At 63.5% G+C, this 14,386-nt stretch carries 14 protein-coding genes; 6 read left to right on the top strand and 8 right to left on the bottom strand.

What is annotated here, in order from left to right:
* Positions 1-182: 182 nt before the first annotated feature.
* The 8 genes from EN745_RS05920 to EN745_RS05885 all read right to left on the bottom strand — a co-directional run bounded on the left by EN745_RS05920 (position 183) and on the right by EN745_RS05885 (position 9,226).
* Entirely contained in the window at positions 183-1,649 is a 1,467-nt protein-coding gene (locus EN745_RS05920) for a lipopolysaccharide biosynthesis protein (protein WP_127400052.1), read from the bottom strand.
* Positions 1,646-2,815, bottom strand: a complete 1,170-nt coding sequence (locus EN745_RS05915; RefSeq protein WP_127406696.1) for a glycosyltransferase — start codon at positions 2,813-2,815, stop codon at positions 1,646-1,648. The genes EN745_RS05920 and EN745_RS05915 overlap by 4 nt, the downstream gene beginning before the upstream one ends.
* Before the next feature lie 52 nt (positions 2,816-2,867).
* Entirely contained in the window at positions 2,868-3,947 is a 1,080-nt protein-coding gene (locus tag EN745_RS05910) for a glycosyltransferase (RefSeq protein ID WP_127420759.1), read from the bottom strand.
* Positions 3,948-3,979: 32 nt separating this feature from the next.
* Entirely contained in the window at positions 3,980-5,311 is a 1,332-nt protein-coding gene (locus EN745_RS05905) for a UDP-glucose/GDP-mannose dehydrogenase family protein (protein WP_126056854.1), read from the bottom strand.
* Positions 5,312-5,459: 148 nt separating this feature from the next.
* Entirely contained in the window at positions 5,460-6,251 is a 792-nt protein-coding gene (locus EN745_RS05900; RefSeq protein WP_245455273.1) for a glycoside hydrolase family 16 protein, read from the bottom strand.
* 229 nt (positions 6,252-6,480) lie between these two features.
* Complete coding sequence (locus tag EN745_RS05895) at positions 6,481-6,873, bottom strand: hypothetical protein (RefSeq protein WP_126056856.1); 393 nt, start codon at positions 6,871-6,873, stop codon at positions 6,481-6,483.
* 126 nt (positions 6,874-6,999) lie between these two features.
* Positions 7,000-8,013: a glycosyltransferase family 2 protein gene (locus EN745_RS05890; protein ID WP_127420757.1), complete on the bottom strand. Its 1,014-nt coding sequence runs from the start codon at positions 8,011-8,013 to the stop codon at positions 7,000-7,002.
* Between the two features lie 79 nt (positions 8,014-8,092).
* A complete protein-coding gene (locus EN745_RS05885; RefSeq protein ID WP_126056858.1) occupies positions 8,093-9,226 on the bottom strand; it encodes a nucleotidyltransferase family protein in 1,134 nt (377 codons plus the stop codon).
* A gap of 502 nt (positions 9,227-9,728) precedes the next feature.
* Between EN745_RS05885 and EN745_RS05880 the strand changes: the two genes are divergently transcribed.
* The 6 genes from EN745_RS05880 to EN745_RS05855 form a co-directional block, all read left to right on the top strand.
* Entirely contained in the window at positions 9,729-9,881 is a 153-nt protein-coding gene (locus tag EN745_RS05880) for a lasso peptide (protein WP_126056859.1), read from the top strand.
* A gap of 214 nt (positions 9,882-10,095) precedes the next feature.
* Positions 10,096-10,395, top strand: a complete 300-nt coding sequence (locus EN745_RS05875) for a PqqD family protein (protein WP_126056860.1) — start codon at positions 10,096-10,098, stop codon at positions 10,393-10,395.
* Positions 10,379-10,795, top strand: coding sequence for a lasso peptide biosynthesis B2 protein (locus tag EN745_RS05870; protein WP_126056861.1), 417 nt, complete (start codon positions 10,379-10,381; stop codon positions 10,793-10,795). The genes EN745_RS05875 and EN745_RS05870 overlap by 17 nt, the downstream gene beginning before the upstream one ends.
* Before the next feature lie 3 nt (positions 10,796-10,798).
* The gene (locus EN745_RS05865) at positions 10,799-12,715 is read left to right on the top strand and encodes a lasso peptide isopeptide bond-forming cyclase (protein WP_127420756.1); all 1,917 of its coding nucleotides are present in this window, start codon (positions 10,799-10,801) and stop codon (positions 12,713-12,715) included.
* Positions 12,712-13,704 (top strand): serine kinase, encoded by a 993-nt coding sequence (locus EN745_RS05860; protein ID WP_348630940.1) that lies wholly within the window; start codon positions 12,712-12,714, stop codon positions 13,702-13,704. The genes EN745_RS05865 and EN745_RS05860 overlap by 4 nt, the downstream gene beginning before the upstream one ends.
* Positions 13,705-13,712: 8 nt before the next feature.
* Positions 13,713-14,386, top strand: a 674-nt coding sequence (locus EN745_RS05855; protein ID WP_145991984.1) for an ABC transporter transmembrane domain-containing protein, incomplete at its 3' end; no start/stop codon positions are given.

Below are 14,386 nucleotides of genomic sequence, written 5' to 3'. Positions count from 1 at the left end.
TCGGTGTCGCAGACCTGTTGCTCGACATCGACACGATGACGCCGCAGGAGGCAGCCGAAAAGCTCGGCAGGTTTGCCGCCAACCTCGACCAGTATCGCCGTACCAGCCTGCAGGCCGTGCTTGAAGAGCATGCTTCGGCAATGTCGGCCACAGATTTGCTGAAGCCACTTGTTCGGGGCGCTTCAGCGGATGTTGCGCGCGATGTTGGGAAGGGTGGCGGAAAGCATGCCGCGCGATTGGGGAAAGATCAGCATCAGGATGAGGGCAAGCCCGTAATTGAGGCAAAGCGCCAGGGCCACGGCGAGAAGGTCTGATTGACCCGTGAGCGACGCCGGCAGCTCCAGATAGGCCAGCCAGGCAAGCAGGGACGAGACAATGAAGAGCCCCTGCATGATCAGGAAATCGCCGGCAGTTACCGGGCCGACACGGTGGACCAGCACGGCAAGCACCGGAACGCGCAGCACGTAGCCGCTGATCGCGTAGGCGGCCGCGACGCCGACAGCGCCCCAATGCAGGCCGACGATGAAGGAGGCGACCGTCGTCAGCGACGAGTAGATGCCCCAATGAAACATGGTCTTGGTCTTGCCCTGGCAGATGAATATCCACCCCGTGGTGCTTGAGACGGACTGCATCAGGCTGGCGATGCCGAGCCAAGCAAAAATAGGCGCCACGGCGGTCCAGCGCGGCCCGAAAAGGAGCGCAACAACCTGTTCCGAGGTCAGCGTCAGCGCCGCGATACCAGGCATGGTTACGGCCGCCAGCATCCAGTTGGTTCGCACGTAAAGGTCGCGAAACCGCGCCTTGTCCTCGTGAATTCGGCTGAGCAGAGGCACCATCACGCGCGTCAGCGGCTGGGTGATGTTCTGCAATGGAAACAGCAGCAGCTTGTAAGCGCGGTCGTAATACCCGAGCTCGATTGCACCGGAATATTTTCCGATGAGGATGTTGTCGAGATTGCGCGAGAAAAAGTTGACGAGGTTGAAGCCGGTCAGATTGGCGCCGAACGACAATATGTCGCCGTCGACTTTCAGGTCCGGCCGCGACGGCGTCCAACGCACCACCAGCCATGCTGCCGCGAGCGCAACGACTGCCGCGACTGCCGGCCCCAACACCAGCGACCAGTAGCCCATTCCCGCCCAGGCCGCGATCGCGGCGGCGAGAAGTCCGGCAGCGGCGGTTGCGACATCGTTGATCGCCAGCTGGCCGAACTGCAGATGGCGGTTCATCAGCGCCAGCGGCACCGCGGCAATGCTGCCAAGCAGCAGCGGCAGAGCAGAGGCCATGGTGATCCCGAACATGCGCTGATCGCCGTAGAACGCGGCAATGGCCGGCGCGAGAGCCGCAACGACGACGGAGCTGCCCAGTCCGACGAGGGCGCTGACCCAGAAAACCTGATTGAGCTGCCTGTCACTGATGTCCCTGCGCTGCACCAGCGCCTGCTGCAGGCCAAGGTTTTGCAACAATCCGACAAAGGCAACGATCGGTCCGACGGACGCTACCAGGCCGAAATCCTCGGGCACAAGAAGGCGGGCGAGGATGACGACCGAAATGAACTGTATCGCCATCTTGAAGCCTTGCGCGCCGGCCGTGACCAGCCCGCCGCGCAGGGCGACGCGACCAAATTGAGGAGGAGGCGGGGGGGCATTCATATGGGCGATCTCATTTCACCAAGCTGCGTTGCAATCTGCGCGAACCGCTCGTTAAGCACCTCCGCGTTGAAATCTGCCTCGATCTTCTTTCGCGCTGCGAGCGCGATCGGCTCACACAGCTTCGCGTTCTCGGCGATCCAGGTGAGTTTGCCGGCTAGCGCCGCGACGTCCCGCTCGGGCGCGAGGAACCCTGTCTTCTGGTCCTCGATCAGTTCAGGAATCCCCGAATGATAGGTGCTGACCACGGTCAGCCCAGCGGCCATGGCCTCCATCAAGGCAACCGGAATGCCTTCGACATCGCCATCGCGGGCTCCGACGCTGGGCAGCACGAACACATGGGCATCGCGCAGGCGCTGCTTGACCTCAGCATGCGGGCGCGGGCCGAGAAAAGTCACCCTGTCGGCAATGCCGAGATCGGCGGCAAGCCGCTTCAGCTCTTCCAGGAGTTCGCCGCCGCCGATCACCGAATAGGTCCAGTCACGGCGCGGCAGGGCTGCAAGTGCGCGAAGCGCGTATTCGATGCCTTTCTTCTCGGTCAGGCGGCAGACAGAGATGAATGACAGTGCGTCCTGCTCCCAGGACCGCCACCGATACTCGATCTCACCAGGCCGCACGCCCATATGGTGCACCACGACCTTCGCTGGCGATGCGCCGACATCGATCAGGGCGTCGCGGAAAAAGGCATTCACCGGCAGTTGGAGAACGCCTTTTTCGAAGACCGTCCTGTAGCGCGCAAGCGTCTTGTCATGCATCGGCCCGCCGACATCGTTGCCATGGAATATCGTCACCAGGGGTGCGGAAATCCTGCCACGCTTGATGACGCGGGCGACCCGCAGGCCATTGGTGCCGAAATGCGCAACGATGACGTCGGCCTCCTGCAACTTGTGCGCGTGAAAGAGATCGATTGCGGTCGAGAGTTTGTCCCACAGCCTCCCGGACCATTTCCTGAGCAGCGGTCGATAACGGCCGAGTCTACCCCACCAGCACACGACCTTTCCGGGCAGCGCCTGCCAGCGCTGATCGTCGATGTTGCGATCCTTGCCGAAGGTCGTCTCGTTGCAGACGACACCGACTTCCATGCCGTGCTCAAGGCATCCGGCTATCTGGTCGAGGACAAAGGTTTCGGATAACGAGGGGAACTTATCAACTACGAAGCAAATCTTCATCGATCAGATGATCTTTCGAGGTCGGCCAGCGATTCGCTTGCGCGGAAAACGACTAGGCGGCACGCTCCAGGCCGCTTCGCCTGGCGTTGTTGAGAACATCCAGAAATGTCGCGAACTGTTTATCGGGGTTCATCTGCGGCCGCTCTGAAAACAGCTGCGCCGCCGCCGAAAGCCTGTCGTACTCGGCCTTGTCGCTCCACAATCGCCTGACCGTCGCGACCCAGTCGGCGAGCGGAGCGTCGTAGTCAAGCACCACGCCGCCGGCGCCGATCGCTTCCGGCAGGCCGCCGCGCCGGGACCCGACGACAGGAATGCCGCTGCAATGGGCCTCGGATGCTACCCTGCCCCACGCCTCTTCCCATTTGCTGGGCGCAAGCAGAATCCTCGTCCGGCCGTAGACCGTCTTCATATCGCTGGTGCGGCTCTCCAACGTGGCGTTGCCCAGCGGGGCGATGGTCCTTTCGATCTCGGCCCGGTGGTTGTCGTCAAGCATCCAGCTCTCGACGAACAGGAACGGAATTTCAGGGCATTCGCCGGCAATGCGGACCGCCAATTCGAATCCCTTTTCGTTGTAAGGGTTGATCATCGTCACGAACTCGCGGGTCGTCGGCGTGCTGTAAGATCCGGGATTGATGGTGGGCGGAATCACCGTCGAATCGATGCCGAATTTTTCCTTGTAGGTGCGGGCGGTGAACTCCGAATTGGCGATGTAGAGCGCCGCGCGCAGTTCGCGCAGGTCGCCCGCCAGTTCATGGAATTCGACATTCCTCAGATAGACGACCAGCGGCACGCCCAGCGCCTGCAGCTCCCTGCCGATCGGCACCGACTTGTGGCACTGCACGACCGCGACATCGGGCTTCAGCCTTTCGACCGCGAAGCCCGCCGCCTCCCAGGGGAACCACGCCCGCACCACCGGGTAACCGGGAAACGTGTCGATGACGGCGCGCTGGCGGAGCAGTTTCATCTTGGCGCGAGCCTTGAAGCCGAACATGCCGTCACCGAACAGCGCCGCCAGGACCGAGGCCTCATGACCGTTTTCGCGCAACTGCTCGACCAGATGGTGCGTGCTCGACTGAACACCACCGCTGAATTGTGGCGTGTAGCCGTTGCCCCCTGCAAACAGAACTTTCATGGACCCTGGCTCCTTATTGTGCCGCTCTGCCCTCACGCCGCCAGCCTACCGATGCTGAAATATTCGATGCCGTAGCGGGCGATGACCTTGGGGTCGTAGAGATTGCGGCCGTCGAAGATCACCGGCGTGGTCAGCGCATCCTTGAGTGCGTCGAAGGAGGGCGCGCGGAAGCTCTTCCATTCGGTGCAGATCAGGAGCGCGTCGGCGCCGCGCAACGCGGCCTCCTTCGTGCCGCAGAGCAAAAGATCGTCGCGCAGACCGTAGATGGCCTGGCACTCCTGCATCGCCTCGGGATCGAAGGCCTGCACGTTGGCGCCGGCCTGCCACAGCGCCTCCATCAGCGTGCGCGACGGCGCCTCGCGCATATCGTCGGTGTTGGGCTTGAAGGCCAGGCCCCAGAGCGCGAAGGTCTTGCCCTTGAGGTTGCCCTTGAAATAGCGGTGCACCTTGTCGAACAGGACCGACTTCTGCTCGTTGTTGCGTTCCTCCACCGCGCGCAGCAGCTTGGCGTCGAACTTGACGCCTTCGGCGGTCTTGATCAGGGCGCGCACGTCCTTGGGAAAGCACGAGCCGCCATAGCCGAGGCCGGGATAGATGAAGTGGTAGCCGATGCGGGGATCGGAGCCGATGCCCTTGCGTACCTCCTCGATGTCGGCGCCCAGCTGCTCGGCCAGATTGGCCATTTCGTTCATGAAGCTGATCTTGGTGGCCAGCATGCAATTGGCGGCGTATTTGGTGAACTCGGCGCTGCGCACGTCCATCACGATCATCTTCTCGTGGTTGCGGTTGAACGGCGCGTAGAGTTCGCGCATCACTGCCTCGGTGTCCTCGCTCGAGGTGCCGACGATGATGCGATCCGGCTTCATGCAGTCGGCGACGGCCGAGCCTTCCTTGAGGAATTCCGGGTTGGAAGCGACGTCGAAAGCCAGATCCTCGCGACCCCTGGCTTTCAGCGTCTCGGCGATCTTGGCCTTGATCTTCTCGCAGGTGCCGACCGGCACGGTCGACTTGCCGACGACGATCTTGGGCGCCTCCATTTCGCGGCCGATGGCCTCGGCGACGGCGAGCACGTATTTGAGATCGGCCGACCCGTCCTCGCCGGGCGGCGTGCCGACCGCGATCATCTGGATCTGGCCGTGCTTGACGGCGGCGGCCGCGTCCGTGGTGAAACGGATGCGGCCTGCCGCGTGATTCTCCTTGACGAGGGTTTCCAGCCCGGGCTCGAAGATCGGGATCAGGCCCTGGTTGAGCCGCTCGACCTTTTTCTCGTCGATGTCGACGCACACCACTTGGTGCCCGACTTCCGCGAGCACCGCGGCCTGCACGAGGCCGACATAGCCAATTCCAAAGACGGTCAGATTCATTCGTTCTTGTTCCTGTTCAAGGCCGTCTTCGGTCCGGCCGGTTCAGATGTTGCCTGGCCGTGATCCCCACGGCTGTTTCCTGTTTAAGCATGATTCCGAAAGCGGTCCCCGCTTCTGTCACGCTTGGCTTTCGGTTCGGAACCATACGCTAGTTGCTGTTGGCACCGCTGCTTATGCTGCACGCCAGCGATTCCTTGAACTGGCATGGTTCGCCCAGCGCCGTGAACGCGACACGCTCCACCTGCATGGTGACCTTGCGGCCAGGGTCCGAAAAGGGCCCCATCCAGTTGGTCAGCTTATCGCTGCCCCAGAGGCTGAAGAATATCTTCTGCGAATGGGTCGGCAATTCCTCCGGATTTGTCACTTCATGGACCAGCTTGCCGTTGACGTAGAAGCGCAGGCGGTCCTTTTCCCAGACGAAGCCGTAGTCGTTGAAGCCCTTGTCGGTGCCACCCTCGACATCGGCAAGCTTTTCGTTCTTCGGCTTGCCGGAAATGTAGGTGTTGACCTGGACCTTCGAGGTGTCCTTGGTCAGGACCTCGAAGTCGATCTCGTCCCAGGGCTGCTTGTCGGCAGGGCCGATGTAGGAAAAGAAGGCGGCATTAAGCCCGGACCCGGTATCGGTCTTCATGCGCGCTTCATAGGTGCCGTAGCCATAGCGCTTCTTGGTCTGGATCTCGCCGCAGGCGAATTCGCGGTCTTTCGTCTGGCGCTTCTCGAAGCCGAGTGTCAGCACGCCGTCGGAAAGCCCGACCAGGCTCTTCGACCAGGTGCAGTTCTGGTGGGGGCCGTTCGACCAGCCGTCGGAAACATACCAGCGCGACCGGTCGAGACTCTTGAAATCATCGACGAATGAAGGCGCGCTCTGCACCTCCTGCGCATGGGATGGTTGCGGGGCTGCAACCAGGCTTGCGGCCACTACAAGGAACGCGCCAGCCATGGATAGCCGCCGCAGGCCCACACTCGGCTCTGGCCGCATGACATCGACCGCGACGATGGGGATAGTCTTCGGATCTGCGTTCATACCAACTCACCTTTGTGCTGTCCGCCCCAACCCAAAAGTCATCAAATGGCCCGCCTCCGCGAGCCGCTTGCGATCCTCCGCCCTAGAACTGCCTACCTGTGCCTCGTACCAAAAAGTTGTGCCCTTCAAACTTCATCTCGTGCCGTCAGCGTCCGCCTGCCGACTTGACGAAACCGGTCCGCGAATCGGAACCTTGCTCACTTTCGTCGACAATCGCGTCGAGCGAATGACGCAGTTCCTTCATCAAGCCGTTCTGGCGAGCAAGCTCGGCAATGCGCCGCTCGCAGTTCAGGATCGACTTCGTCAGCTCGCTTACTTCCGACGACTTGCCTGTCGACGCCGATCCGTTCTCCATCGCCTCGACCAGGAAAGCGGCGTTCGCCGCTTTCGACCGGTAGCGATTCTCAAGTCCGGCCTTCTCCGCCTCGATCTCGCCGGCGATCTGATCGAGTAGCCTTGCGAGACGATCGTAGCGCTGGAGATCGGTCTGCCGGTCCCGGGCCGGAGCCCTGGATCTGAAGCCGAATATCGAAGCCATCCGGTTGGCCTTCCAAAATTGCTGCACCGCAACATACACTGCCATTCCGGGGCCGCATAGGCAACCTCGGAGTTTGGGAAAGGCGATTTTTTCCGATCCGCGATCGCTGCAGCGCCGCGGTCCGGGTTACTTTTCAACAGCCTGAGCGGCCATCAGGAAGCGCAGCGGCGGCACCGGCCGCTTGGGGGCAAGGCCGGTCTGGCGAAACAGCGCCTCAAGCTTGTCAGCGGCAACGCCGCGGACGATCGGGATCAGGTTCGACTGGCTGGCCAGCGCATAGGCGGCGGCCGATGCCAGGCCGCGCTCGGCCTTCACGTCGAGGAAATTGCGCAGCCGGTATTTGTCGCGCACATGGCGCTCATGTTTCCTGAGCGCCGCCTTGGATGTCTCCGGCAGCGTATCAATGGCAAGCAACGCCAGGTCCGCGTCGGCAAGGCGCTTCAAATCCTGCGTCTTGTGGCGACCGCTCAGCGAATCGGCACGCACGATGGCGCCATAGCCACAGGACCTGATGACCTTGAAACGGGCGCCGCAGGCGACGGCGCGGGCATAGAGCTCATAGTCCTCGCCGAGGCGCAGGTTCTCGTCGTAACGCAGACCGTGGCGTTCGAGGAAGGCCCGGCTGATGACCGGCTTCAAGAAGCCCAGTTCGCCGCGCTGCACGCGGCGCCTGGAGATGTTGCCTTCGACGAAACGCTCGAAGTCGAGGAATTCCGGATCGGCCGAAAAGGACGGGGCGACGACCTTTGAGACATCGGTCGCCGTGTCGTCCCGGATCAGCATGATGTTGTCGGCGGCGAAATCCCAGTCGGTGCTGGCGAACAGCCTGCGAAAGCGGCCCTCGAGGAAGAAATCGTCGGCGTCGAGGACGCTGATGAAGGGTGAGCTCGAGCCGGCAATCGCGGCATTGCGGGCAGAGGACGGCCCCCGGTTCACATCGAGGCGCATGACTTTGAGCCTGCCGCTGCCGTCATCGGCGGCGCGCGCCACCTCGGCGGTGTCGTCGGTGGAGGCGTCGTCAACGACGACGACTTCAGCCGCTTCCGGCTCACGCAGCGCCGACGCTATGGCGGCCGGGATCGTTCGGGCGGCGTTACGGGCGGCGATGATCACGCAGACCCGGGAAGCTGTGCTGGACATCAATTGACCTCTCGATCGAACGAGTCTGTTTCGAATTTCCTGCCCCTGTGCCCCAAAACGATCGTCACCGGCTGCCTGCTTAGCCGACTGCCGGCCGTTCGAAAATGCGTCGGCTGAGATCGGCCGAAGCCGCCCAGCCGGCCTCGGCCAGATAGCGGACCGGCGCGCGGCCGCATAGTTCCCAAAGCACCGTCCTGCGCAGGGGCCAGCGCAGAGAGGACAGCCAGGGCGCAATCACCATGTGGAGGAGGTCGGCGTCGTCGATGCGCGACAGTATCCGCGTGGCGCGCTCCGACAGCAGCGTACCCGCGCCGCCAAACAGCACGTCGGCCGCCCTGAGGCCCAGCAGCAGCGTATCCTCCAGCCCCTGCCCGGCCGCGTAGTCGAGCAGGTCCCGCTGTTCGGCTTCGCCGAGGCGGCCGGCACTGGCCCTGACATCGCAGACATAGCCGGCGCAGGGCTCACGGTTGAAGAAGGCCTTGGCGACGCTGATGCAGGACAAGAGCAGCGTATCGGAAGCCGAAATGAAAGGCACATGATTGCCGGCGATCCCGACCTCGCGCCTGCGCCGCAGGAAGCCGTCGGTGTCACGCGGGCTCGGCGAGCCGGGCTGCTGCAGCCGGTAGTGGAGGTCGACGGTGGACGGCCTGGCGTCATCGCCACGGATCATGTGTTGCTCGCCGAGGAAACGCAGCCACCACAGCGAACGCGACTTGCCGGCGACCTCGTAGCCCATCGCGCGCAGCGCCTCGCGCGCCTTTGCAAAGCCGGCCTGCGAGACGAGGATGTCGACATCGCCCGACGGCTTCATGAAGTGATCGCCATAGAGCAACTGCTGCTGGAACGGCCCTTTCAGGAAAACGAAATCGATATGCCTTTCGCGCAGCGCCTGATGAATGGCCAAGGAATCCATGATGCCGGACGAATTCATCGAGACCGTGCGGCGACGGTAAGTGTCGAGCCAGCCGAGCAGTTCGGACGGCGCTTCGCCGGCTTTGGTATAGGACAAGGCCTTGAGCACGAAGATCGCAACCTTGTTCAGCCTGGCGATGTCGGCAACCACGGCGGTGGAGATGGACGGCGCCTGCACGCCGACTGCCACCGCACCCGGGCCGGGCGCGAAAAACAGCCTCAGGCACACCTGAACGTAGTCGACTTCGTCGGCGCAGTCGGCGGCGCGTAGCCTCTGGTAAGCACTTTCCTGCACGGCCATTCCCGACAAGGTCCTCGCAAAAAATCCGCCCAGCGTGTTATATTGCAACTGCGAAGAAAAGCATCGCCAAAATCGCCGCAGCCGTCCAGCATTGCTTTGTCGCGGCGGAGTCCTGCAACCACAGCGTTTACATGGGCGGCACTTGGGCAACTCGACAGGCGACCCAGTTCGAGCCTGCGATTCGACACGAATTCGGGCGCATCCGGCACAAATTCTTCATTCCTATAATGCGAGCATTTTGAGTCAAGAAGGACTTATAATAATTAAATCAAATGCTTAAATTGGCGCCGCCGACTCGGCGTTGAACTCCCTTTGCAGGGCATAGCAAGGATATGCCTGCAAAAGGCTTGATCACCAACCAAGGCAGGCGCAACCAAGAATTGATTAATGGTTGGTAAATCATGCTTGACTCATTTAGGGTGCCATGCAGCTATTGCGTTGCAGCATAGCAATGTGCTGCCGGCACTCGACAGGCCGTTTCCAGTCCTTACCGGAGAGTAAAATGGAACAGAATGTTGAAAAGCAAGAGTACGAGACGCCGAGCCTGACGGTTCACGGTTCGATCGAAACGATCACGCAGGGCGGCTCGGGCACGACGGCGCTCGACGCAGCATTCCCTGCGCATACGCCTTTCGACCAGCTTACGTTCTCTTGAGCTTGATTGTGTTCCGGGGCGCAAAGTTGGGGCTCCGAATACGTCTTCTCGGGAAGCCGGGGGCCCAATCCCCCGGCTTCCTGCCTGAGGCCGCGACCGGACCGGCACAAGGCCCTGGGCATCTCAACGATGACCTCTCGGGGCGACTCGGCTGATGCCGATCGATCCCTTCCTGGAACTGACGAAGCGTAGCGTTTTGTAGCGAGGTTTTAGGATGACGTGGGATCCGGCGGATCGAGACCGCGTAACAGCCACCAGCGACGCCGTGGCTTGCGAATTCGGCAACGGACTGGCGCTGCTCAATCTGCAAACCAACATCTATTACAGCCTGAACAGTGTCGGCGCCTATATCTGGGAACTGATCCAGGAGCCGCGCCCGGTTGCCGACATCCGCGCCGCGGTGCTCACGCGCTACGACGTCGATCCAGCGCGCTGCAAGGCCGACGTCGATGGACTGTTGAAAGGCCTGGCCGCGGCAGGGCTTGCGAGGCTCCACCATGAGGAACTTATCTAGGCTCCTCTCGCTCAGCGGTGCGGAGATGCTCTTCCTGGCGCGCTGCATTGTGGTGGTCGCCGCCGTGCGGCTGGGGCTGACGCTGTTTTCCTTCAACCGCGTTCGCCGCCTGGTGACCCGGCTTGACGCGCGCGAGGCGGCCAGCGTCGCCGATCTGAGACGCGTCGCCTGGGGCGTCGCGGCCGCGGCCCGCCTTGTTCCCCATGCGAGCTGCCTGACCCAGGCATTGTCGGGCCAGTACCTCCTCGCCCGCCAAGGCAACACCTCGAGAATACGCATCGGCATCGCGCAGGACACCGGAGCCGAACTGAAAGCGCATGCCTGGCTGATGAGCGGCAATCAGATCGTGCTTGGCGGCTCCCTTGCCGGGTTTGCCCATCTCGTCGACCACGGTCAGTGAACGATGAGCGGCGTCGCCGGAATCCTGTCCAGACGGGCTGGCAAACCCGCCACCGCCGCCGACATCCAGCAAATGCTGGCGCGCATGCGGCATCGCGCCCGTGACGGCGCCTCGTGGTGGTCGGACACGGCGATAGCCCTCGGCCATGCCTGGCTGAACACGACCGACGAAGCCGGGCCGGGTCCGCTGACGATGGCCGGCGGCAGGCTGGCGATCACCGCCGACTGCCGGCTGGACAATCGCGACGAATTGCTGGCGCGGCTCGGCATCCGGGACAAGTCGGTCGCCGACGCCATGCTTGTGATGCGCGCCTATCTCACCTGGGGGGATGCCAGCCCCACCCATCTGCAAGGCGACTTTGCCTTCGCCATCTGGGACAGCGAACGCCGGGCGCTGTTTTGCGCCCGCGACCATTTCGGCGTCAAACCCTTCTATTATCACGCGAGCGACCGGCGTTTCGCCTTCGCCTCGGAGATCGGACCGATCCTTGGCCTCGACGACACCAGCGCGCGCATCAGCGAGCACCAGATTTCCGGCTTCCTGGCCGGGCTGACGGATGATCCGCAATCCACCGCCTACCCCGACATCTTCCGCTTGCCGGCCCGCCACAGCCTGACGGTGACGGACAGCCAGGTGGTGCTGCGCCGCTACTGGCAGATCCAACCCTCGGGACGGCCGCTCCGGTCGGATGCCGCCGAGGAGTTCGGACATTTGTTCAAGCAGTCGGTCCACAATCGCATGCGCGGAACCGATGCGGTCGGCGCGATGCTGAGCGGCGGCCTCGATTCCTCCTCAATCGCCTGCGTGGCCGGGCTTGCGAGAGCCGCGACGCGCAAGCCCGGACTGCCGACCTTCTCGCTGATCTTCGAGAAAGGCTCCTCGATGGACGAGAAGCCTTTCATCGACGCCGTGCTTGAAAGGCCAGGCCTCGACAGCACGCTGATCAGCGTGGGCAACTATGCGCCCTTCGCCGAGTTCGAGCGCATCCTGGAGGAGCAGGAAGGCACGTTCCTGGCGCCTGGCCTGTCGCTGACCCGCAGCATCTACCGGACCGCCGGCGCGCAGCGCATGAAGGTGCTGCTCGACGGCCATGGCGGCGACGAGGTGGTGTCGCAAGGCCACGGCCATCTGCACGAGCTGGCCGATGCCGGCAGGTGGATGGAGCTGTGGCGGGAATTGCGCGGCGCCTCGAATACCTATGGCGACGGCATGCTCGGCATGTACTTCAAATTCCTGACCGTCTACGGGCCGGCCTGGCGGATCGCGAAACTGATGGGGATGGCCAATCGCGTCCTCGGCAGGCTGCGGCGCGGGCCGGCGCCTGCGCCGCGTGGCTGGGGCGGCTTGGTCAACCCGGAGCTTGCCCGGCGAACCGAGCTCGCCGAACGGTTCCACAGGGCCGGCTACATGCCCTCCAGCGTCAGCGCCAGCGAGGCGCTGACGCATCGCTGGATCCTGTCGACGGGGCTGGTGCCGCACGCCTTCGAGGTGCTCGACAAGGCCGCCGCCAATTTCGGCGTCGAGCCGCGCTATCCGTTCTGGGACAAGCCGCTGGTCGAGTTCTGCCTGGCGCTGCCGGGCAAGGAGAAGCTGAGCAGCGGCTTCGGCCGCTACGTGCTGCGCCGCGCCATGGACGGCATTCTGCCGCCCGAAGTGCAGTGGCGGCGCGACAAGATCGATTTCACGGCCAACCTAGTCAAGGGCATGGTCGGCAACCACCGCGACCTGCTGGACAGGGTGCTGGTGTCGGACGCCGGCCTGATTGAGCCCTATGTCAACCTGCCGGAGGTGACCGCCGCCTATGCCCGCATCCTGCGGCGGCCGCACGAGGCGGAGCCGCTGGACGTGCAATATGTCTGGCGCTCGACCTCGCTGTCGCTCTGGCTGCGCCAGGTCAAAATCGGCGGGAGCCACGCATGATGTCGTTCAACGGTTCGCTCGCGCCCGCACTCCGTCAGAATTCGGCTGAGCCGGTCGAAAAGAGCGGCCGGGAACGCCGCTTCTACCGGGCCTATGGGCTGACGATTAGGTCGGAGGTGGCCTTGCCCGAACTGGAAGCCACGGCGCCGGCCGAGCCAGACATTGTGATCACGGTGGGCCCGATCGACCATCCAGGACCCCAGCTCGTGGCCGGAACCGCCTTTCGCTTCGAGCCGGCGCGGCAGTATCTCGCCTGGGAGGCGGTCGGCGCTTTCCTGATCAGCGATGCCCGCCGCATCGACATCGAGCCCGTGCCCGGCATCGACGACCAGCTGATCGCCTTCCCGCTGCTGGGGCCGGTCATGGCGCTGCTTCTGCACCAGCGCGGCCTGCTCGTGCTGCATGCCAGTGCGATCGCCGTCGGCGGCAGGAGCGCGATCTTCATGGGCGACAAGGGCGCCGGCAAGTCGACTACGGCCAGCGCGATGATCAGCGCCGGGCACCGGTTGCTGACCGACGATGTCGTGGCGGTGGATATGTCGAGGCCGGACGGACCGGTGATCATTCCCGCCTTTCCGCAGCTGAAGCTCGCCGCCGATGCCGCCGCCGCCATCCCGATCCGGCAAGCGGAAATCCGCCCGCAGGCGCATCCGGCCATCGACAAGGCGCAGCACCGCCTGCATGGCGGATTTGCCCGCGGCGCGGTTGCGGCAACGCGGATCTACATTCTCCAGCGCCGCGACAGGGCGGCGATCTCGCCCCATGCGGGGCCTGGCGCCTTGTCGGCACTCATCAAATTCTCCTACGTGACGCGCTTCGGCCGCGCCGCGCTGGTCGGCGATTTCGCCGCCATGCATCTTCGCCAATGCGCGGGGCTGGCCAACCGGATCGGCGTGCATCGCCTCGAAGTGCCGGCCGGGCTGAACCGGATCGGCGAGGCTGTCGCGCTGATCGAACGGGACCTGGCGTCCGGCAACAGGCCGGAGTGAGACGGGCCATGGCCAAAATCCTTCGCCTGTCGCTGGTTCGGGATATTGCCGGCTTCGGCGCCGTTATGGCCCGGATCGGCGGGCGGCGGACATGGATCGCGCTCGTCTTCCTCATCCTGGGCAGCCTGACCGAAGGCATCTCGATCCTGCTGCTCGTCCCGCTGCTGCATCTTATCGGCAGATCCGACCAGGATTTCGCGATCAGGCTGCCTGACAACCCTGTCCTGTACTGGCTGGTGCCTGGCGGGACGCTTGGGCTGGCGACGGTGCTTTGCCTGCTCGTCGGCCTCGTCGCGCTGCAGGCAGGCTTCAACCGCTTCAAGTCCGTCTATATGGCGCGGCTGCTCTATGACTTCGTCAACCGCCTGCGCATGGATCTGTTCGAGGCCATCGGCAGAGCGCGCTGGGGCATTTTCGCGCGCACACGCAGTTCTGATCTCGATCATGCGTTGACCGGCGACATCGATCGCATACAGGCCGCCGCCTTCTCGCTGCTGATGCTGGTGCAAACCGCCGTGCTACTGGCCGGTTATCTCGCGGTGTCGCTGTTCATCTCGCCGGTGATGACCTCGTTCGCCATCCTCATCGGCGTGCTGATGTTCGTGGCGCTGCGGCCGTTCCGCTCGCGCGCGACGACCTATGGCCGGGTGCTCACCGCCAATCGCCAGGACCAGTACCGCAC

Origin of the sequence: Mesorhizobium sp. M4A.F.Ca.ET.022.05.2.1 (assembly GCF_003998845.1) — a bacterium.
Taxonomy (GTDB): Bacteria; Pseudomonadota; Alphaproteobacteria; order Rhizobiales; family Rhizobiaceae; genus Mesorhizobium.
Note: the sequence above shows the minus strand (reverse complement) of the source record. Positions and strands in the feature narration are given on the sequence as shown.